Annotated in this window: 21 protein-coding genes and 2 other annotated features; all 21 genes read left to right on the top strand. The window is 40.6% G+C overall.

Features of this window, described 5'->3' with window-relative positions:
• Positions 1–704 precede the first annotated feature (704 nt).
• Complete coding sequence (locus Q4550_RS21460; RefSeq protein ID WP_194220266.1) at positions 705–1,166, top strand: CtsR family transcriptional regulator; 462 nt, start codon at positions 705–707, stop codon at positions 1,164–1,166.
• Between the two features lie 38 nt (positions 1,167–1,204).
• Positions 1,205–1,741 carry a protein-arginine kinase activator protein McsA gene (gene mcsA, locus Q4550_RS21455; protein ID WP_303535890.1) on the top strand — a complete coding sequence of 179 codons (537 nt, stop codon included), beginning with the start codon at positions 1,205–1,207 and terminating at the stop codon, positions 1,739–1,741.
• Positions 1,723–2,838 carry a protein-arginine kinase McsB gene (gene mcsB / locus Q4550_RS21450; RefSeq protein ID WP_483298576.1) on the top strand — a complete coding sequence of 372 codons (1,116 nt, stop codon included), beginning with the start codon at positions 1,723–1,725 and terminating at the stop codon, positions 2,836–2,838. Before mcsA ends, mcsB begins: the two co-directional genes overlap by 19 nt.
• Positions 2,835–5,276 carry an ATP-dependent protease ATP-binding subunit ClpC gene (gene clpC, locus Q4550_RS21445; RefSeq protein ID WP_303535887.1) on the top strand — a complete coding sequence of 814 codons (2,442 nt, stop codon included), beginning with the start codon at positions 2,835–2,837 and terminating at the stop codon, positions 5,274–5,276. The genes mcsB and clpC overlap by 4 nt, the downstream gene beginning before the upstream one ends.
• A 276-nt stretch (positions 5,277–5,552) precedes the next feature.
• On the top strand, positions 5,553–6,926 hold the full coding sequence (gene radA, locus Q4550_RS21440) for a DNA repair protein RadA (RefSeq protein ID WP_303535885.1): 1,374 nt from the start codon (positions 5,553–5,555) through the stop codon (positions 6,924–6,926).
• 3 nt (positions 6,927–6,929) lie between these two features.
• Complete coding sequence (gene disA, locus Q4550_RS21435; RefSeq protein ID WP_194220271.1) at positions 6,930–7,991, top strand: DNA integrity scanning diadenylate cyclase DisA; 1,062 nt, start codon at positions 6,930–6,932, stop codon at positions 7,989–7,991.
• A 160-nt stretch (positions 7,992–8,151) separates the two neighbouring features.
• Complete coding sequence (locus tag Q4550_RS21430) at positions 8,152–9,249, top strand: PIN/TRAM domain-containing protein (protein WP_194220272.1); 1,098 nt, start codon at positions 8,152–8,154, stop codon at positions 9,247–9,249.
• A gap of 25 nt (positions 9,250–9,274) precedes the next feature.
• Positions 9,275–9,967 carry a 2-C-methyl-D-erythritol 4-phosphate cytidylyltransferase gene (gene ispD / locus Q4550_RS21425; protein WP_303535881.1) on the top strand — a complete coding sequence of 231 codons (693 nt, stop codon included), beginning with the start codon at positions 9,275–9,277 and terminating at the stop codon, positions 9,965–9,967.
• Entirely contained in the window at positions 9,967–10,440 is a 474-nt protein-coding gene (ispF, locus tag Q4550_RS21420) for a 2-C-methyl-D-erythritol 2,4-cyclodiphosphate synthase (RefSeq protein WP_303535879.1), read from the top strand. Before ispD ends, ispF begins: the two co-directional genes overlap by 1 nt.
• A gap of 68 nt (positions 10,441–10,508) precedes the next feature.
• Positions 10,509–11,978, top strand: coding sequence for a glutamate--tRNA ligase (gene gltX, locus Q4550_RS21415; RefSeq protein WP_194220275.1), 1,470 nt, complete (start codon positions 10,509–10,511; stop codon positions 11,976–11,978).
• A gap of 15 nt (positions 11,979–11,993) precedes the next feature.
• Positions 11,994–12,216, top strand: a binding site (T-box leader).
• Positions 12,217–12,332: 116 nt separating this feature from the next.
• A complete protein-coding gene (cysE, locus tag Q4550_RS21410; protein WP_371018918.1) occupies positions 12,333–12,989 on the top strand; it encodes a serine O-acetyltransferase in 657 nt (218 codons plus the stop codon).
• Complete coding sequence (cysS, locus tag Q4550_RS21405; RefSeq protein WP_303535875.1) at positions 12,979–14,379, top strand: cysteine--tRNA ligase; 1,401 nt, start codon at positions 12,979–12,981, stop codon at positions 14,377–14,379. Before cysE ends, cysS begins: the two co-directional genes overlap by 11 nt.
• 3 nt (positions 14,380–14,382) lie before the next feature.
• A complete protein-coding gene (locus tag Q4550_RS21400; protein WP_303535874.1) occupies positions 14,383–14,802 on the top strand; it encodes a Mini-ribonuclease 3 in 420 nt (139 codons plus the stop codon).
• On the top strand, positions 14,795–15,541 hold the full coding sequence (rlmB, locus tag Q4550_RS21395) for a 23S rRNA (guanosine(2251)-2'-O)-methyltransferase RlmB (protein ID WP_303535871.1): 747 nt from the start codon (positions 14,795–14,797) through the stop codon (positions 15,539–15,541). Before Q4550_RS21400 ends, rlmB begins: the two co-directional genes overlap by 8 nt.
• A gap of 3 nt (positions 15,542–15,544) precedes the next feature.
• The gene (locus Q4550_RS21390; RefSeq protein WP_194220279.1) at positions 15,545–16,054 is read left to right on the top strand and encodes an NYN domain-containing protein; all 510 of its coding nucleotides are present in this window, start codon (positions 15,545–15,547) and stop codon (positions 16,052–16,054) included.
• 115 nt (positions 16,055–16,169) lie between these two features.
• Complete coding sequence (gene sigH / locus Q4550_RS21385) at positions 16,170–16,820, top strand: RNA polymerase sporulation sigma factor SigH (protein WP_194220319.1); 651 nt, start codon at positions 16,170–16,172, stop codon at positions 16,818–16,820.
• 259 nt (positions 16,821–17,079) lie between these two features.
• Positions 17,080–17,229: a 50S ribosomal protein L33 gene (gene rpmG, locus Q4550_RS21380; protein WP_194220280.1), complete on the top strand. Its 150-nt coding sequence runs from the start codon at positions 17,080–17,082 to the stop codon at positions 17,227–17,229.
• A 91-nt stretch (positions 17,230–17,320) separates the two neighbouring features.
• Positions 17,321–17,515 carry a preprotein translocase subunit SecE gene (secE, locus tag Q4550_RS21375; protein ID WP_303535868.1) on the top strand — a complete coding sequence of 65 codons (195 nt, stop codon included), beginning with the start codon at positions 17,321–17,323 and terminating at the stop codon, positions 17,513–17,515.
• A gap of 78 nt (positions 17,516–17,593) precedes the next feature.
• The gene (gene nusG, locus Q4550_RS21370; protein ID WP_194220281.1) at positions 17,594–18,127 is read left to right on the top strand and encodes a transcription termination/antitermination protein NusG; all 534 of its coding nucleotides are present in this window, start codon (positions 17,594–17,596) and stop codon (positions 18,125–18,127) included.
• Between the two features lie 148 nt (positions 18,128–18,275).
• Positions 18,276–18,701, top strand: a complete 426-nt coding sequence (rplK, locus tag Q4550_RS21365) for a 50S ribosomal protein L11 (protein WP_048313309.1) — start codon at positions 18,276–18,278, stop codon at positions 18,699–18,701.
• 139 nt (positions 18,702–18,840) lie between these two features.
• Positions 18,841–19,533, top strand: coding sequence for a 50S ribosomal protein L1 (gene rplA, locus Q4550_RS21360; protein WP_194220282.1), 693 nt, complete (start codon positions 18,841–18,843; stop codon positions 19,531–19,533).
• A 58-nt stretch (positions 19,534–19,591) separates the two neighbouring features.
• Positions 19,592–19,727: a sequence feature (ribosomal protein L10 leader region), on the top strand.

Below are 19,727 nucleotides of genomic sequence, written 5' to 3'. Positions count from 1 at the left end.
GAAATTCGAGGAAGCAAGTGATGTCAGACCGGAGTGGATATTCGTGAGATCCATGAGGATCTGGCATCGCGCAGCTGGCGAAGTTCGCCGCTTATCGCGCTCCGTATGAGAACACGGAAGTTAAGCTCGAGCGCCGATGGTAGTTGTTGGGGGGATCTCCCCCTGCAAAAGTAGGACGTCGCTGGGCAATGAAGAAAAGCGAGAGACCTGAGGGTTTCTCGCTTTTTTTGTATTTCTTTCTCAACACTTTAGATAGCTAGTTCTGTTATAAAACATCGCGAAATTAATTTTTCTGTTTACATAATAGTTTTGCCTTACTATCGCAGAGTAATTCCTCAAGCGTCTAAATACCTGATCGGATATATTCTCTATCTAAGCACTCAATATAATAGAGAAATAAAAGCAATTCATATAGCAGGGCTAAGAAACTTTTAATGAAAAATCTTGCTACCCTTATGTAGCAAATGAATTATTCGAGTCTGATCGTATTTTTTGTTTAATAGTTTTCTGAAGAAAATTTTAGTTGCTCTATTAAAAGGTGAAAACTAGAGAAAAAAGAGTCTTGGATTTATCTTAAATGGTAATGCTTTATACAGAAGAACTACGATAGGCTTGTTGCTTTGCAATCCTTGATAAAAACGTTATAATATATTTAACGTCAAATATAGTCAAAGTCAGTATGGAGACGGAGAGGAGGGAACTACGTGAGGAATGTTTCCGATATTATTGAAGCATATTTAAAGAAAATTTTAATGGTTGATGGAAGGGATGCTGTTGAAATAAAGCGAAGTGAAATAGCAGATAAATTTCAATGTGTTCCCTCACAAATTAATTATGTAATAAATACCCGCTTTACGATTGAAAAGGGCTATATTGTGGAAAGTAAGAGAGGTGGAGGGGGGTATATACGGATCGTTAAAGTTAAACCCGAAACCCACGCGGATTTAATAGACGAAATGATACAGATCGTCAAAAATCAAGTGCCACAAGTAGTTTCAGAAAATATTATTCTTCGTTTACATGAAGAAGAGGTAATTTCGGAGCGAGAAGCGAAGTTAATGTTAAGCGTACTAGATCGTACTGTGATTACTATAGAATTACCAGTTAGAGATCATCTGCGTGCGAATATGTTGCGTGCAATGCTAACTGCTTTAAAATATAAATAAATTTTATACTTTTTAGGGTAGAGAAGGAGGGTTGCCCTATGACTTGTCAGGAATGTGGTGAGCGCCCTGCTACGCTTCATTTCACTAAGATTATTAATGGTGAAAAAACAGAGTTTCACATTTGTGAGAAGTGTGCTAAAGAAAAAGGTGAGGTTGAGCCAGGCACTAACCATTTTTCTATCCATAACTTATTATCGGGATTACTAAATTTCGATACCCCTATTGAGGAGAATCCAGCTCAGTCTTTTTATAAAAAAGAGCCAATACACTGTCCAAAGTGTGGGTTGACCTATCAACAATTCACTCAGATTGGAAGATTTGGGTGTTCTGATTGCTACAAAACCTTTTCGGATAACTTGGATCCTATACTTAAAAAAGTTCATGGGGGCAATACTGTTCACGCTGGAAAAGTTCCGAAGAGGGCTGGAGCAGCGATAGAAATTGAACGCAAAGTCCAGAACTTAAGAAGCAAAATGAAAGAGTATATCCAGCATGAAGAATTTGAAAAAGCTGCAGAAACTAGAGATTTGATTCGTTCCCTTGAAGAAAAGAGCAAATGGGAAGGGGGAGCATAATGTCACTTCAGCATTTTATCAGTGAAGCCGTAAGCCCATGGATGAAAGATGAGGGTCCAGATTCTGATATTGTCATGAGTAGTCGGGTCCGATTTGCACGTAACTTAAAGAATTATGTTTTTCCGATCGTTTCAAACAGTGAGGATAATTTACAAGTTATAAAAGAAGTTCGACAACAGTTTACAGATATTCCAGACGACCAGATTGGTGAACTTGAATTAATTGAAATGGATGAGTTAAAACCTATCGAGAAGAGAGTTCTTGTGGAGAAGCACTTGATTAGTCCTAACCTTATCGAACACTCAAATAACGGCGGCGTGCTTCTGAGCGAGAATGAAACGGTTAGTATAATGATTAATGAAGAAGATCATTTTCGTATTCAATGTCTAGTTGCAGGGTTCGAACTGAAGAAGGCGTTAAGCATTGCAAATTCATTAGATAACTGGATTGAAGGAAAAGTTGACTACGCATTTGATGAAAGAAAAGGATATTTAACAAGTTGTCCTACTAATGTGGGAACCGGCATGCGAGCTTCTGTTATGTTACACCTCCCTGCGCTTGTATTAACACAGCAATTAAATCATATTATTCCGGCTATCAACCAGCTCGGTCTTGTCGTAAGAGGTAGCTATGGGGAAGGTAGCGAAGCGCTAGGTAATATTTTTCAGATATCAAATCAGATCACTCTTGGAAAGACAGAAGATGACATCATCGAAGATTTACAAGGTGTGGTTATACAAGTTATCGAAAAAGAGCGTGCTGCTAGAAGGGCACTTCTAGATAACTCCAGAATTGAGTTAGAGGATCGTATTTATCGTGCCCTTGGTGTTCTGCAGAACAGCAGAATTATTCAATCAAAAGAAGCAGCTAAGTGTTTGTCTGATGTAAGACTTGGTATTGATTTAGGTCTTGTAAAAGGCTTATCTAAATCGATATTGAATGAATTGCTTATCCTAACGCAACCAGGTTTCTTACAGCAGTATGCTGGGGCAAGTCTTACCCCTACGGAACGAGATATCAAACGTGCTACTTTAATTAGAGAAAGACTTGAACTTGAAGATCAACTAACGAAGAATTTGGAGGGTGATGAACAATGATGTTTGGACGATTTACAGAACGTGCCCAGAAAGTACTTGCTTTAGCACAAGAAGAGGCGATCCGACTTGGCCATAACAATGTTGGTACTGAACATATCTTACTTGGGTTAGTCCGTGAAGGTGAAGGTATTGCAGCCAAAGCGTTAACAGCACTTGGACTTGGCCCAGACAAGATTCAAAAAGAAGTAGAGAAGTTAATTGGACGCGGACAGGACTCTGTTCAATCTATTCACTATACACCACGAGCTAAAAAAGTGATTGAATTATCGATGGATGAAGCACGTAAGTTGAGCCATTCCTATGTAGGTACTGAACATATTCTACTTGGCTTAATTCGTGAGGGTGAAGGTGTTGCTGCGCGCGTACTTAATAACTTAGGGGTAAGCTTGAATAAAGCTCGTCAGCAGGTTCTACAATTGTTAGGTAGTAATGAAAGCTCTTCTTCTAGTCATCAAGCTGGAGGAGCGAGCGCAAATACTCCTACACTAGATAGTCTTGCAAGAGATCTTACTGTGATCGCTCGAGACAACGGACTCGATCCTGTTATTGGTCGAAGCAAAGAAATTGAGCGAGTGATTGAAGTGCTTAGCCGACGTACAAAGAATAACCCTGTCCTAATCGGAGAGCCAGGAGTTGGTAAAACTGCAATTGCAGAAGGCCTTGCTCAGCAAATTATTAACAATGAAGTACCTGAAACGCTTCGTGACAAGCGCGTTATGACGCTAGATATGGGTACTGTCGTTGCAGGTACGAAATACCGCGGTGAATTTGAAGACCGTTTGAAGAAAGTAATGGATGAAATTCGTCAGGCAGGTAACATTATTCTGTTTATTGATGAACTTCATACACTAATTGGCGCTGGTGGTGCAGAAGGAGCAATTGATGCTTCAAATATTCTTAAACCTGCACTAGCAAGAGGAGAACTTCAGTGTATTGGTGCTACTACTCTTGATGAGTATCGAAAGTACATTGAGAAGGATGCTGCCCTTGAACGCCGCTTCCAACCAATTCAAGTTAACGAACCGACAAGTGATGAGTCCGCTCTTATTTTAAAGGGACTTAGAGATCGTTATGAAGCACATCACCGCGTTACAATTACTGACGATGCGATCGAAGCCGCGGTTAAACTTTCAGATCGTTACATTTCGGACCGTTTCTTACCGGATAAAGCAATTGATTTAATTGACGAAGCCGCTTCGAAAGTTCGCCTTCGTTCTTATACTGCACCACCAAATTTAAAGGAACTTGATAAGAAGCTTGAAGAGGTTCGAAAAGAAAAGGATGCCTCCGTTCAAAGCCAGGAGTTTGAGAAAGCCGCTTCTCTTCGTGATTCTGAACAACGCTTACGCGAGCAGCTAGAGCAGACGAAGAAAGAATGGAAAGAAAAGCAAGGAAAAGAGAATCAAGAGGTTACACCGGAGGATATTGCGATTGTCGTTGCCAATTGGACCGGTATCCCGGTTTCCAAGCTAGAAGAACAGGAAACAGAACGTCTATTGAAAATGGAAGAGATTCTTCATAATCGCCTGATCGGTCAAGAAGAAGCCGTAAAATCTATTTCAAAAGCAGTACGACGTGCTCGTGCGGGATTGAAGGATCCTAAACGCCCAATTGGTTCATTTATTTTCCTTGGGCCAACAGGGGTAGGTAAAACTGAACTAGCTCGTGCTGTTGCTGAAACACTATTCGGTGAAGAAGATTCTGTTATTCGAATTGATATGTCTGAGTACATGGAGAAACACTCAACGTCACGTCTTGTTGGTTCACCTCCAGGTTACGTTGGATATGAAGAAGGTGGGCAGTTAACTGAGAAGGTAAGACGCAAACCTTATTCTGTTATCTTGCTAGATGAAATTGAGAAGGCACATCCAGATGTGTTTAATATTCTTCTTCAAGTACTAGAAGATGGACGGTTGACTGATTCTAAAGGCCGCGTAGTCGACTTCCGTAATACAGTCGTTATTATGACTTCAAACGTTGGAGCTAGCACGCTTAAACGTAATAAATACGTTGGCTTTTCAACTGGCTCTGAAGGTCAGGAATATAGCGATATGAAAGGTAAAGTGATGGATGATCTTAAGAAGACTTTCCGTCCAGAGTTCCTAAACCGAATTGATGAGACGATTGTGTTCCATTCTCTTGAAAAGAAACACTTGAAGGAAATCATTGTTCTGATGGCCAACCAGCTTAAAGCTCGTCTATCAGATCATGGTATTGATTTTGAATTAACGGATACGGCTCTAGATAAGATCTCCGAGGAAGGTTATGACCCAGAATATGGTGCTCGGCCGCTAAGAAGAGCTCTACAGCGCCATATTGAAGATCGTCTTTCTGAAGAATTGCTTAGAGGTAACATCGAAAAAGGTCAACGAGTGAAAATCGATTATAAAGAAAATGATTTTGTTGTCGAAACCCTTTCTGAAGCAACTTCATCTTAAGAATAACAACCGGAAGGCAAATGTCTTCCGGTTTTTTTATATTTGAGGAGTGGTTTGAGATACTTAAGGGAAAGGTATTGAGACAATGCTTATGTCTTATTTCGGGATGCTAGAGTAAAAGAGTTGAAAAGCAGTTTATTTCAATAATCAGGACGGTTTACTTGGCCTAGAGAACTTTTTAAATCTGCCAATCATTATGAGTTCATAGGAACTTATAAGTTATGATAAAATAAAGATAGTAATTTGTTCGGTTGATCGTGAAGGTGAGGGTGTTAAATGGCAAAGAAAAAAACGAAATTTATGTGTCAGGATTGTGGCTATGAGTCGGCAAAATGGATGGGGAAATGTCCGGGGTGCCATCAATGGAATACTATGGTGGAAGAGGTTGTGCCAGGTGACAATGACCGAAGACGTTTTGTTACTTCAAGTAATGAAACTGCAAGTAAACCAACGTCCATCCGACGTATTCAAAAAGAAATGGAGCCTAGAATTTTAACTCATATTACAGAACTTGATCGTGTGTTAGGCGGTGGAGTAGTACCAGGCTCCCTCGTACTTGTTGGAGGGGACCCAGGTATTGGTAAATCAACTCTTTTACTCCAAACGTCATCAAAGCTTGCTGACCAAGATCATCCGGTTCTATATATATCTGGTGAAGAGTCGGTCAAGCAGACGAAGCTTCGTGCAGATCGTCTAGGAGTAGATGCAGAAAAATTATATGTATTAGCAGAGACTGATCTTGAGTATATTAGTAAAGCAATTGAAGAAATAAACCCCCAGCTTGTGATCATCGATTCGATCCAAACCATTTTCAGGTCAGAAGTTACGTCTGCACCCGGAAGTGTTTCACAAGTGCGGGAATGTACTTCTCAACTTATGCGTATAGCTAAAACAAGAGGAATAGCTATTTTCATTGTTGGCCATGTGACAAAAGAGGGGTCAATTGCTGGTCCGAGACTTTTAGAACATATGGTTGACGCTGTGCTTTATTTTGAAGGGGAACGTCACCATACGTTTCGAATTCTACGCGGAGTAAAGAACCGTTTTGGCTCAACAAATGAAATTGGTGTTTTTGAGATGAAGGAAGAGGGGCTTGAAGAAGTGCTGAACCCTTCAGAAATCTTTCTAGAAGAACGATCATCTGGATCAGCTGGTTCAACGGTTGTTGCATCTATGGAGGGAACGAGAACTGTTCTTGTTGAGATCCAGGCATTAATATCACCAACAAGCTTTGGGAATCCACGAAGAACCGCGACAGGAATTGATCATAACCGCGTTTCTCTATTAATGGCAGTACTTGAGAAAAGAGTAGGACTTCTCTTGCAAAATCAGGATGCCTATTTAAATGTTGCGGGTGGTGTGCGAATTGATGAGCCGGCAATTGACCTTGCTATTGCAGTTTCAATCGCGTCCAGTTTTAGAGATCAACCAACTCGTCCATCAGATATTGTGGTAGGAGAAATTGGACTAACAGGAGAAATCAGAAGGGTATCACGCATCGAACAACGAGTGATTGAAGCTGCCAAACTTGGTTTTGAGCGGGCTATTATTCCGAAGAAAAATATAGGTGGTTGGACTTTCCCTGAAGGTATTCAGGTTATTGGAGTTCAAACCGTAGATGAAGCATTAAATGAAGCGCTAGGAGGGTAGAAGATGGAGATCGATAAGCAGCAGGAAATCATAAATGAAATTCTAAAAATCGTTGCACCCGGTACGCAGTTAAGGCATGGAATCGATAATATACTCCGAGCTAATACTGGCGGATTAATCGTTGTGGGGTATGATGGAAAATTGCAGGACATTGTTGATGGTGGATTTTCAATAGAGTGTCGGTTTACCCCTGCTTACTTGTATGAGCTTGCGAAAATGGATGGAGCCATTATTTTAAACAAAGAAGCTTCTAAAATCCTTTATGCTAATACACAGTTAATACCCGAGACTTCGATCCCGTCTACTGAGACGGGTATCCGCCATCGAACAGCGGAACGCGTCGCCAAGCAAACAGGTAATCTAGTGATCTCGATCTCACAGCGTCGTAACGTTATTACACTTTATCAAGGAAGTATTCGATATTCATTAAAAGAAATCGGCGTTATACTGACAAAAGCGAATCAGGCGATGCAAACACTTGAAAAATACAAATCAGTTCTTGATCAAGGGATTACCGATCTCGGAGCTCTTGAGTTTGAAGAACTCGTAACCCTTCAGGAAGTTGCTCAAGTTATCCATCGTATCGAGATGGTTTTGCGCATCAAAAAAGAGATTCTTAACTACATTAATGAGCTTGGTACGGAAGGTCGACTGATTAGTATGCAGATGGAAGAACTTGTTTCGAATCTTGAATCGGAAGCAAAGTGGCTGATTGGAGATTACGTAAAAGATGTGGATGAATCTCCAGCTGATGTTATGAAACGCTTAAAGAAGCTTTCAAGTGATGACTTACTAGAAGACAATGCCATTATGAGAATTCTGGGTTATCATGATCAAAATGAGAATGTAGCACCGAGAGGGTATCGGATCTTGCATAAAATTCCGAGACTTCCATCAAATATAATTGAGAACTTGGTAGATAGTTTTGAAAACCTTAACGCTATTTCTAAAGCCTCTATTGAAGAACTCGATCATGTAGATGGAATTGGGGCCATTCGAGCTAAGAAAATTAAAGATGGATTGAAACGAATTCAGGAGCAACTCTTTGTAGATCGCCACATATAGGGCTGTGAAATAGACATTCCATAGGGGGTGTGCTAATCTATAATTAATTTATAGTCATGCAAGCTAACCTATAATCATACTATAAAATTCACAAACTTCAAGGATTTATGTTTCAATTCTGAGAATTTGTTTATAATGTTAAAAGGAGGTGAAAACGTCAATGATAAAGTGGATTGTACAGTTATTTTTTATCATTTTAGGCGGAGCACTGGGATTAGTATACTTACCAGATTTAATACAATTACTCAATATAGGGGACCTTCCAGCAGTATTTACTAATTCTTATGCAGGTGCTGTCATAGGAGCGGTGTTGTTCTTTCTAGCAACTTTTTGGGTGACAGATTATATTGTCGATTTCATTCGTCTGGTTGAAGAAAAGGTTGTTAGTGCACCGGTTGGAGACGTACTATTTGGGGCAATTGGACTGATTATTGGACTTATAATTGCATTTTTACTAACCGTACCTCTGGCTGAGATTAATTTTCCAGTTGTGAGTAACATTCTGCCGATTTTCATTACCATTTTGCTTGGGTATTTTGGATTCCAGGTTGGATTTAAAAAGCGTGATGAGCTGATTAATCTTTTCTCGAACACCAAAGGAAAAGATAAGAAAAAGGATAACGATGAGGATGAAATTGATTCTGGTTCATCCAAATTGAAAATCCTTGATACAAGCGTAATTATTGACGGAAGAATTGCTGATATCTGTCAAACTGGTTTTCTTGAAGGAACACTCGTTATACCACAATTTGTACTGGAGGAATTGCAGCATATTGCTGATTCATCAGACGTTTTGAAACGAAACCGTGGTCGTCGAGGTCTTGATATACTAAACAAGATACAAAAAGAGCTTGCGGTGAATGTGGAAATATACGAAGGTGATTTTGAAGAAATTCAAGAAGTTGATAGCAAACTGGTTAAGCTTGCCAAGCTTGTTAATGGCATGGTTGTTACAAACGACTTTAACTTAAATAAAGTATGCGAACTTCAAAAGGTTCAAGTGTTGAACATCAACGATTTAGCTAATGCGGTTAAACCAGTCGTTCTCCCTGGTGAAGAGCTTAATGTTCAAGTCATCAAAGATGGAAAAGAATATAATCAGGGCGTAGCCTATCTAGACGATGGTACAATGATTGTAGTGGAAGAAGGTAGGAATTATATTGGCAAAACGATTGATGTTCTTGTAACAAGCGTATTGCAGACATCAGCTGGACGCATGATTTTTGCCAAACCCAAACTACTCGAAAAAGCACTTTAAGTGATAGGCGACGGGGGTTCTAGCTTTGAAATATTCAGTAGTCATTCCTGCTGCCGGACAGGGAAAAAGGATGAACGCAGGGAAAAACAAACAATTTATTATGCTTGAAGGAAAACCGATTATCGTTCATACGATATCGGTTTTTCAGAGTGACCCACATTGCGAGGAGATCGTGCTCGCTGTAAATGAACGTGAGCATAAAGATTTTCACTCGCTGATTCAGGAATATGGATTAACAAAGGTAAGTCATGTCGTAACAGGTGGCTATGAACGTCAGCAAAGTGTTTATGAAGGACTTAAAGCATTACAAGGGGATAAAATTGTTTTAATTCACGATGGCGCCCGTCCTTTTTTTACACATGAAGTTGCAAATCAAGCGGCGACAGCAGCTAAAGATTACGATGGTGCGATTGTAGCTGTTCCAGTTAAGGACACAGTGAAGCAAGTGGATGAACTGAAGGTGCAAAAAACCATTGATCGCTCAAGCTTGTGGGCTGTGCAAACTCCACAGGCTTTTCGTCTTTCAGTCATCAAAGGAGTTCATAAATGGGCTGAGGAGAACGGTGTGATTGGAACTGACGACGCCAGTTTAGTAGAGATGAATGGACGCTCAGTCCAAGTGATTCCGGGGGATTATTGGAATGTGAAATTAACAACACCTGAAGATTTAATTTTTGCGAGAGCGATCTTGCGAGAGAAGAGGGAGAGTGGAGTTTAATGCGAGTTGGTCATGGCTTTGATGTACATAAGTTAGTGGAAGACCGTCCGTGTATTATTGGAGGGATTACCATTCCATTTGAGAAAGGTTTGCTTGGTCATTCCGATGCTGACGTACTCCTGCATTCCGTTGCGGATGCTTGTCTTGGGGCTATTGGAGAAGGTGATATAGGAAAACATTTTCCCGATACAGATGAAGCTTTTAAAGATGCTGATTCAAAGGAACTTCTTAGACATGTATTTGGAATTGTGAAGGAAAAAGGCTTCACGCTCGGTAATGTGGATTGCACGATTATTGCGCAGCTTCCCAAAATGGCTCCTCATATTTCAGCTATGCGTGAAGTGATTGCTCATTTACTTGAGGGTGACATTAGCCAGGTCAATGTGAAAGCTACTACTTCAGAGAAGCTTGGATTTACTGGTAGAGGGGAAGGAATTGCGGCTGAAGTTGTCGTATTGCTTCATAAAGCTTGACCGATAATTTGACGGTAATGGTAAAATAATAAGACAGTTAAAGATAATAATTAATGGTGGTGGATATAATGGGAAACGAAGTACGCGTACGTTATGCGCCGAGCCCAACAGGTTATTTACATATTGGGAATGCAAGAACGGCGTTGTTTAATTATTTGTTTGCTAGAAATCAAGGCGGTAAATTTATCATTCGTATTGAAGATACGGACCAGTCTCGTAATGTTGAAGGCGGCGTTGAGAATCAGCTTGATTACTTAAAGTGGCTAGGAATGGATTGGGATGAAAGTATCGATAAAGAGGGAGAATACGGTCCATATACTCAAATGGAACGTCTAGATATTTATACTGAACATACAAAAGAGCTTTTGAATAAAGAACTTGCATATAAATGTTATTGTACAGAAGATGAGCTTGAGGCAGAGCGAGAAGCACAGCGTGCGCGAGGAGAAATGCCTCGATATTCTGGAAAATGTCGACATCTTACAGAAGATCAGCGTGAAAAGTTAGAAGCGGAAGGTAGAGAACCGAGCATTCGTTTTGCAGTTCCACGTGATAAAGAATATTCGTTTGACGATGTTGTAAAAGACCGCGTGTCCTTTGAATCGAATGGAATTGGCGACTTTGTTATCGTTAAGAAGAACGGTATTCCGACTTACAACTATGCAGTTGCTCTCGATGATCACCATATGAAGATTTCTCACGTTCTTCGTGGGGATGATCATATCTCAAACACACCTAAGCAGTTAATGATCTACGAAGCATTTGGTTTTGAACCACCTAAATTTGGTCATATGACACTGATCGTTAATGATCAGAAGAAGAAGCTTAGTAAGCGGGATAAATCAATTGTGCAGTATATTGAACAGTACCATGACTTAGGTTTTCTTCCAGAAGCGTTATTTAATTTTGTGACACTACTTGGTTGGTCGCCTAAGGGAGAAGAAGAGCTGTTTACGAAAGAGCAATTGATCGAAATCTTTGATCCAGAACGCTTGTCCACTTCGCCGGCAGTTTTTGATTCACAAAAACTCTACTGGATGAATAATCAATATATTAAACAGGCGAGTCTTGATCGAGTGGTTGAACTTACTCTTCCACATCTTGTTGAAGCAGGAAGATTCCCTCTTGAAATGACAGCGGAACAAAAGGAATGGGCTCAAGAACTAATCGCCCTTTATCAAGAACAACTTCACTATGGTAGAGAAATTGTTGAGCTTACTGAGTTGTTCTTTAAGCAAGAAATTCAGTATAATGAAGAGGCAATGACAGTACTAAACGAAGAGCAAATTCCAGAAGTGATGCAAGGCTTCTTAGACCAACTTAAAGAAGTTGAAGAATTTGAGCCAGCTGCGATTAAATCAGCTATCAAGGCTACTCAAAAGGCAACTGGTCATAAAGGTAAAAAACTCTTTATGCCAATACGTGTGGCTACGACAGGTGAAACACATGGTCCTGAACTTCCACAGGCAATTGCTTTACTTGGAAGAGAAGCAGTTAATGCTCGTTTGAATCAAGTTCTTGCGATGAATAAAGCATAATAATAAACGAATTGACAACAAACGTTGAAGAGGAAAAGTAAATGAGTGTAATTCTTTATAGAGAGAGCTGTCCTCGGCTGAAAGCAGCTTAAGTATTCACTCATTGAAATGCCCCTCTGAGTCTTCTGCAGAAAGCCTTTAAGGTGATTAGGTAGGAGCGGTGCCGCCGTTATCGGGGATAGGGACATTTGTAAAAATGTTCGAAGCAGAGTGGAACCACGCGAATAGCGTCTCTGTGTGATGGAGTCATCACACAGGGGCGCTTTTTTTAATAATTATAGTTCTTTGGAACGCTAAGATGGTGAACCTACATTCTAGTTGACCTTAAGGGAGTATACGGAGAGGGGTGAAGAAATGTGGAAGACGTTGAAGCAGGATATCGATGTGGTCTTTGATCAAGATCCAGCAGCACGAAGTTATTTTGAAGTTATTTTAACTTATGCTGGCCTTCACGCAATATGGTCACATCGAGTGGCACACTGGTTTTGGAAAAAGAAGTTTTTCTTTCTTGCTAGAGCAGTATCGCAAATCAGTCGATTTTTCACAGGTATCGAAATTCATCCAGGAGCAACAATTGGAGAACGTTGTTTTATTGATCATGGTATGGGCGTTGTTATAGGTGAAACATGTGAGATCGGAAATAATGTGACGTTATTCCAAGGTGTAACACTTGGGGGGACTGGTAAAGAAAAAGGGAAGCGTCATCCAACTCTTGAGGATAATACGCTTGTTGCGACGGGAGCGAAGGTGCTAGGCTCCATCACGATTGGAGAGAATTCCAAGGTAGGTGCCGGGTCCGTTGTTTTGCAGGATGTACCGGTTAATTCAACTGTGGTAGGTATACCTGGAAGAGTCGTTATCCAAAATGGAGTAAAAGTTCCACATAACCTTGATCATCATAAAATGCCGGATCCAGTGGCTGATAAATTCAAGCAAATGGAACAAGAATTGCGCGAGTTAACAGAGGAAGTACGTACGTTAAGGAAGAGGAGTGAAAGTTATGGCGATTAAGCTATATAACACATTGACACAGAAAAAAGAAACGTTTCAACCAATTGAAGAAGGTAAAGTAAGGATGTACGTGTGCGGTCCGACCGTATACAACTATATTCATATTGGTAACGCGCGCCCAGCTATTGTTTTTGATGTTGTTCGTCGTTATCTTCAATACAGAGAATATGATGTGCAATATGTTTCCAACTTTACGGATGTAGACGATAAATTGATTCGAGCGGCCAATGAATTGGGCGAAGATGTACCGGCTGTGGCTGAACGATTTATCGGTGCTTATCATGAAGATACTGGTGCGCTTGGCGTTAAGAAAGCAGACGAACATCCAAGAGTAACAGAGAACATGCAGGAAATCATTGATTTTATTACAGCTCTTATTGAAAAGAACTACGCATATGAGTCTGAAGGAGATGTGTACTTTAGAACACGTGAATTCGAAGGTTATGGAAAACTTTCGCACCAGTCCATCGATGAGCTTAAGCTTGGTTCTCGAATTGTGGTGGGTGAAAAAAAAGAAGACCCTCTTGATTTTACACTTTGGAAATCTGCAAAAGAAGGTGAAATTTCATGGGCAAGTCCATGGGGAGAGGGGCGACCAGGCTGGCATATTGAATGCTCGGCGATGGCGAAGAAATATTTAGGGGATACAATTGATATCCATGCGGGAGGAAAAGATCTGGCATTCCCTCACCATGAAAATGAAGTAGCGCAAACGGAAGCGTTAACTGGGCATACTTTTGCGAATTATTGGCTTCACAACGGGTATATCAATATTAACAACGAGAAAATGTCTAAATCACTAGGTAATTTTGTCCTTGTTCATGACTTGATTAAACAGCATGACCCAGAAGCGATTCGATTCTTTATGTTGTCTGTTCATTACCGTAATCCCATTAACTTTGACCATGAGCTCCTGGCAAGTGCTAAAACAGGACTTGATCGCATTAAGGATACGGTAGAAAACCTGGAGCACCGCCTTCAACACAGTGCCGATCTTGATGGAGATGTCGAGAAATGGCAAGAGAAAATTGAGGGGTATCGTGAACGCTTCGTTACAGAAATGGACGACGATTTTAATACGGCGAATGCGATCTCCATTTTGTTTGAACTTTCTAAAGAAGCTAATCTCTACCTCCAGGGGACAAATTCATCCATGGAGATTCTTGAACTATTTATGGAGCGCTTTGAAGATTTTGGTTCCGTTCTTGGCATTTCCTTCAAAAGAGAAAAAGCTCTACTTGATGAAGATGTGGATCAACTGATAGAAGAACGTAATAAAGCAAGGAAACAACGTGATTTTGGAAGAGCGGATGAAATTCGTGATGAATTAAAAGAACAGGGAATTCTTCTTGAGGATACACCTCAAGGCGTTCGCTGGAAAAGGATGTAGCGCATGAAGGAAATCGATGCAAAACAACTTAATTCACTTGCACTTGCTTATATGGGAGATTCGGTTATTGAAATTAACGTTCGGAAGCGGCTGCTTTCACTTGGTCACATTCGACCTAATCAGCTGCACCGAACAGCAACGACGTATGTTTCTGCAAAAGCCCAAGCAGCATTCCTGCACCATGTTTTAAACAAAGAATGGCTGACAGAGGAAGAAGCTGGTGTTGTGCGCCGAGGAAGAAATGCTAAATCGGGAACTGTCCCAAAGAATACGAGCGTAAGTACGTACAAATATTCAACAGCTCTTGAAGCATTGTTTGGGTACCATCATTTAAAGGGAAATGAAGAGAGAGTAAATGAATTGTTACAAAAGCTTTATGAATTCGTAGAACAACCGCAGAAAGAAGTGAAATCAGATGGATAAAGAATTTATTGTAGGGCGAAATTCGGTTCTTGAAGCATTACGCTCTGGACACGAAATCAATAAAATTTGGATAAATGAAGGGTCTCAAAAAGGCCCTCTTCAAAACTTGATACAAAAAGCAAAGGAACAAAATGTACTCGTGCAGTTCGTACCGAAACGAAAGCTAGAACAACTTTCCGGGGAAAGTAACCATCAAGGTATTGTCGCTTCAATTGCGGCTTATGAATATGCTGATATTGAGGATTTATTTAAGAAAGCAGAAGATTCTGGGGAGCCACCGTTTTTCCTTATTCTTGATGAAATCGAAGATCCTCATAATCTAGGATCTATATTAAGAACAGCGGATTCTGCAGGAGCTCACGGAGTTATTATTCCAAAAAGAAGAGCGGTTGGTTTAACTTCTACCGTTGCCAAATCTTCTACAGGAGCGATTGAGTATATCCCGGTTGCGCGAGTAACGAATCTTGCTAGAACAATGGATGAGTTGAAAGACCGCGGCTTGTGGTTTGTGGGCACTGATGCAACCGGTGGCCAGGATTATCGCCAGGCAGACTATGATATGGGGATAGGACTTGTCATCGGAAGTGAAGGTAAAGGAATGGGACGTCTTATTAAGGATAAATGTGATTTCTTAGTAAGTCTTCCAATGGCCGGAAAAGTAACCTCTCTCAACGCTTCGGTTGCTGCAGGTTTAATGATGTATGAGGTTTACCGACAACGTCATCCTTTGGGGGAGTAAATAATGGACGTGCTGTTAGTTGATGGCTATAACATTATTGGTGCATGGCCAGAATTACGAACACTTAAAGAGAGAGATTTCAGTAAAGCACGTGAGCTTCTAATTGAAAAAATGGCCGAATATCAAGCTTATACCGGGTATCAGGTGATCGTCGTTTTTGACGCTCACCTCTCTCATGGTATTGAAAAACGTCATAGCCAGTACAGAATTGATGTTATTTATACGAGAGAAAATGAAACAGCAGATGAGCGGATTGAGAAAATGGCGAGGGAACTGAAGGGTATAAGAACGCAAATCCATGTGGCAACATCAGATTTTACAGAGCAGTGGGCTATCTTTGGTCAAGGGGCACTTAGGAAATCTGCGCGTGAACTTTACAACGAAATGCAAGGAATCGAAAAAGGAATTGAAAAAAGTGTAAATACTGAAAATCGCCGCAATCGTTCTGGTGGCCTGCATTTATCAGAAGAAATTAGCGAAATATTTGAAAAATGGCGAAGAGGCGGTAAATAGGCGGTTGACGATTTTTCGACACGTACTGTATAATATTTCTATATAGCGTACTGGTCGGGGGGAACGCATATTGAGTACAGTAGACCTCAAAGAAAGCACGGTAAATCAAGAACAACTGTCAGTAGACCAAAGACACCTGGAACACGTAGCATTCGATCAACTTGATGATGAAATGCTCGTCATCATGGTTCATGAAGGTCACAGTAGAGCGTTGGAACATTTGATTACGAAGTACAAAAATTTCGTACGCGCTAAGGCGAGGTCGTATTTTCTCATTGGAGCAGACCGAGAAGATATCATCCAAGAAGGGATGATCGGTCTCTACAAAGCCATTCGTGATTTTAGAGGAGACAAGTTCTCATCTTTTAAAGCGTTTGCCGAATTATGCATCACCCGGCAGATGATTACAGCTATCAAAACCGCAACAAGACAGAAGCATATTCCGCTTAACTCTTACGTATCGCTTGATAAGCCAATTTACGATGAAGAGTCTGATCGTACGCTTCTTGACGTTATATGCGGCACAAAAGTAACTGATCCTGAGGAACTAATTATTAATCAGGAAGAATTTGATGACATTGAACTTAAAATGTCAGAAATTTTGAGCGATTTAGAGAGAAAAGTGCTAATGCTCTATCTCGATGGACGTTCGTACCAAGAAATTTCGGTTGATCTAAACCGTCACGTCAAGTCAATTGATAACGCATTGCAACGAGTGAAGCGCAAGTTAGAGCGTTATCTCGAACTACGTGAAGTCAGCCTATAATATGGACAAACCTATGATGGGTAGGGAAAAGAACAGGGGCGAGTTCCCTGTTCTTTTCTTATGAGTACCTATCCGACGCTTTATTGACATGCTGAAACACGCTGTGATAAAGTGATAAAAGTAAGAATGTCAATTTTTTGTTAGGTTTGTAAGAACGTCACAGGGTAGCTGAACGTTTTTTTATTTTGCTCTTTTTTGAAATGAGATAGCTTATATAAATTACAAACTTCACTACTGCGCGGCTTAGGAAGGTGTCATTATGCGAAAAAAGGCAGTACTAGCATGTGTTCAATGCAATAGCCGAAACTATACAACTATGAAAAACTCACAGACGAGCCCGGCCCGCATGGAAGTTAAGAAGTATTGCAAATACTGCGATGTTCATACTGTCCATCGTGAAACAAAGTAATGCCTCGAAGGGTGTTTGCTTCTTGAGGCAAACCTTATCAAAATAGATTCTCGGGGGAGTTTTCCACCAGATTAATTGGGGGTAACAAGTAATGGCAAGTATTGTTCAACGTTCTGGTAAGTTCTTTCGTAATGTCGCAAGTGAAATGAAGCGGGTAAGCTGGCCAACGCGTAAGGAATTAACACGCTATACGATTGTAACTGTTATAACGGTTATTTTTATAGCTGTTTTCTTCGCATTGATTGACCAGGGTATTTCCTCGATAATCCGCCTCATTTTAGGATGATTCGTTATAAATTTTCATTCAGAAGGTTAGAATGAGAGAGTAAATGAGCTGGGGAGGGAAGGACGCAGTCCTGCAAATATGGAAAAAAGATGGTATGTTGTTCATACGTACTCGGGGTATGAAAACAAAGTAAAAACCAACCTTGAGAAAAGGGTTGAGACAATGGGCATGACGGATAAGATCTTTCGTGTTCTCGTCCCGGTAGAAGAAGAAACAGAAGAGAAGAATGGCAAGAAAAAGACAGTTATGAAAAAAGTCTTTCCTGGCTATGTTATTACAGAAATGGTCATGACAGATGATTCATGGTATGTTGTTCGGAATACACCAGGTGTTACTGGATTCGTAGGGTCTAGTGGTGCTGGGTCTAAACCGACTGCGTTGCTTCCGGAAGAAGTGGAATCGCTTCTTAAGCAAATGGGTATGGAGCAACCAAAAGTAGATGTAGACTTTGAACTTAAAGAGAAAGTTAAAGTTAAAGAAGGTCCATTTGCTGATTTCGTAGGTTCTGTTGAAGGGATCGATACGGACAAAGGAAAAGTCAAAGTGCACGTAAATATGTTCGGCAGAGAAACGCCTGTTGAACTTAATTTCGGACAAGTTGAAAAGTTCTAATTGAAAAGTCCTTGCTTAACTTTTCGATTAATGATAGAATTTTAATGTTTCATGAGTCTCATACTAATCGAGACATTCAATTGATATATAAGGTGGGAGGGTGTAAAACACCCAAATACCACATCACGGACTTAAGGAGGTGTGTCGCGTGGCTAAAAAGGTAATCAAGGTAGTTAAATTGCAAATCCCGGCTGGGAAGGCGAATCCTGCACCGCCAGTAGGACCTGCACTAGGTCAAGCTGGAGTTAACATTATGGGATTCTGTAAAGAGTTTAATGCTCGTACTTCTGACCAGGCTGGTATGATCATTCCAGTAGAAATTACGGTTTTTGAAGACCGTTCATTTACATTTATCACTAAAACTCCACCAGCTGCAGTTCTTCTTAAGAAAGCAGCGGGTATCGAGTCAGGTTCTGGTGAACCAAACCGCAACAAAGTTGCGACTGTGAAGCGTGATAAAGTGCGTGAAATCGCTGAAACAAAAATGCCAGACCTTAACGCAGCGAATGTTGATTCTGCAATGCGTATGGTTGAAGGTACTGCACGTAGCATGGGAATTACGATCGAAGATTAATGTTACACAAGCCGTTGCGATTAAAAGGGATTCCTGCCTGTGTTATACAGGTTCGCAACTTTTATTATGATGTCGGCATTTTGGCGTCATAAATAGTGGGAGGTTAATCCGCTAAACCACATTCAAGGAGGAACACAAAATGGCAAAAAGAGGTAAGAGATACCAGGAGGCTGCCAAGCTAGTTGAACGTACAACTTTCTATGAGCCTCAAGAAGCAGTTGAACTTGTGAAAAAGACATCTGTAGGAAACTTTGATGGAACAGTTGAAGCAGCAGTTCGTCTTGGAGTAGATCCTAAGAAAAACGACCAGCAGGTTCGTGGCGCGGTTGTACTTCCAAACGGAACTGGTAAAACACAACGCGTTCTTGTTTTCGCTAAAGGTGAAAAGGCTAAAGAAGCTGAAGCAGCTGGCGCTGACTATGTAGGAGAAGCAGACTATATCGCTAAAATCAACGAAGGTTGGTTTGAGTTTGACGTAATCGTTGCAACTCCAGACATGATGGGCGAAGTTGGTAAACTAGGTCGAGTACTTGGACCAAAAGGTTTAATGCCGAACCCGAAAACTGGAACAGTAACGTTCGATGTTGAAAAAGCTGTTAACGAAATCAAAGCTGGTAAAGTAGAGTACCGCGTTGATCGTGCTGGTAACGTTCATGCACCGATCGGTAAAGTATCTTTCGAAGCTGACAAGCTTGTAGAAAACTTAAACACACTTGTAGAAACACTTGTGAAAGTTAAGCCGGCAGCAGCTAAAGGTACGTACCTTAAAAACATTTCGGTTACATCTACAATGGGACCTGGTGTTAAAGTTAACGCATCAACTTACCGCTAATTAAATTAGCTGTTGACATTTGCGTAGCTATTAAATATACTTGTAAATGTTGTTTGATAAATTAATACTTTCTGTACCGTAGACAGCAGGGGTGTTCTTGCACTTAATATCCTGCCGAGGTGTGAAGTGATTCGATACGTATGTAATCGTAAAGCCTTCATGTCTTCGGATGTGAAGGCTTTTTATATGACCTC

The sequence above is a fragment of the Anaerobacillus sp. 1_MG-2023 genome, from assembly GCF_030547345.1.
Lineage (GTDB): Bacteria > Bacillota > Bacilli > Bacillales > Guptibacillaceae > Guptibacillus > Guptibacillus hwajinpoensis_B.
Note: the sequence above shows the minus strand (reverse complement) of the source record. Positions and strands in the feature narration are given on the sequence as shown.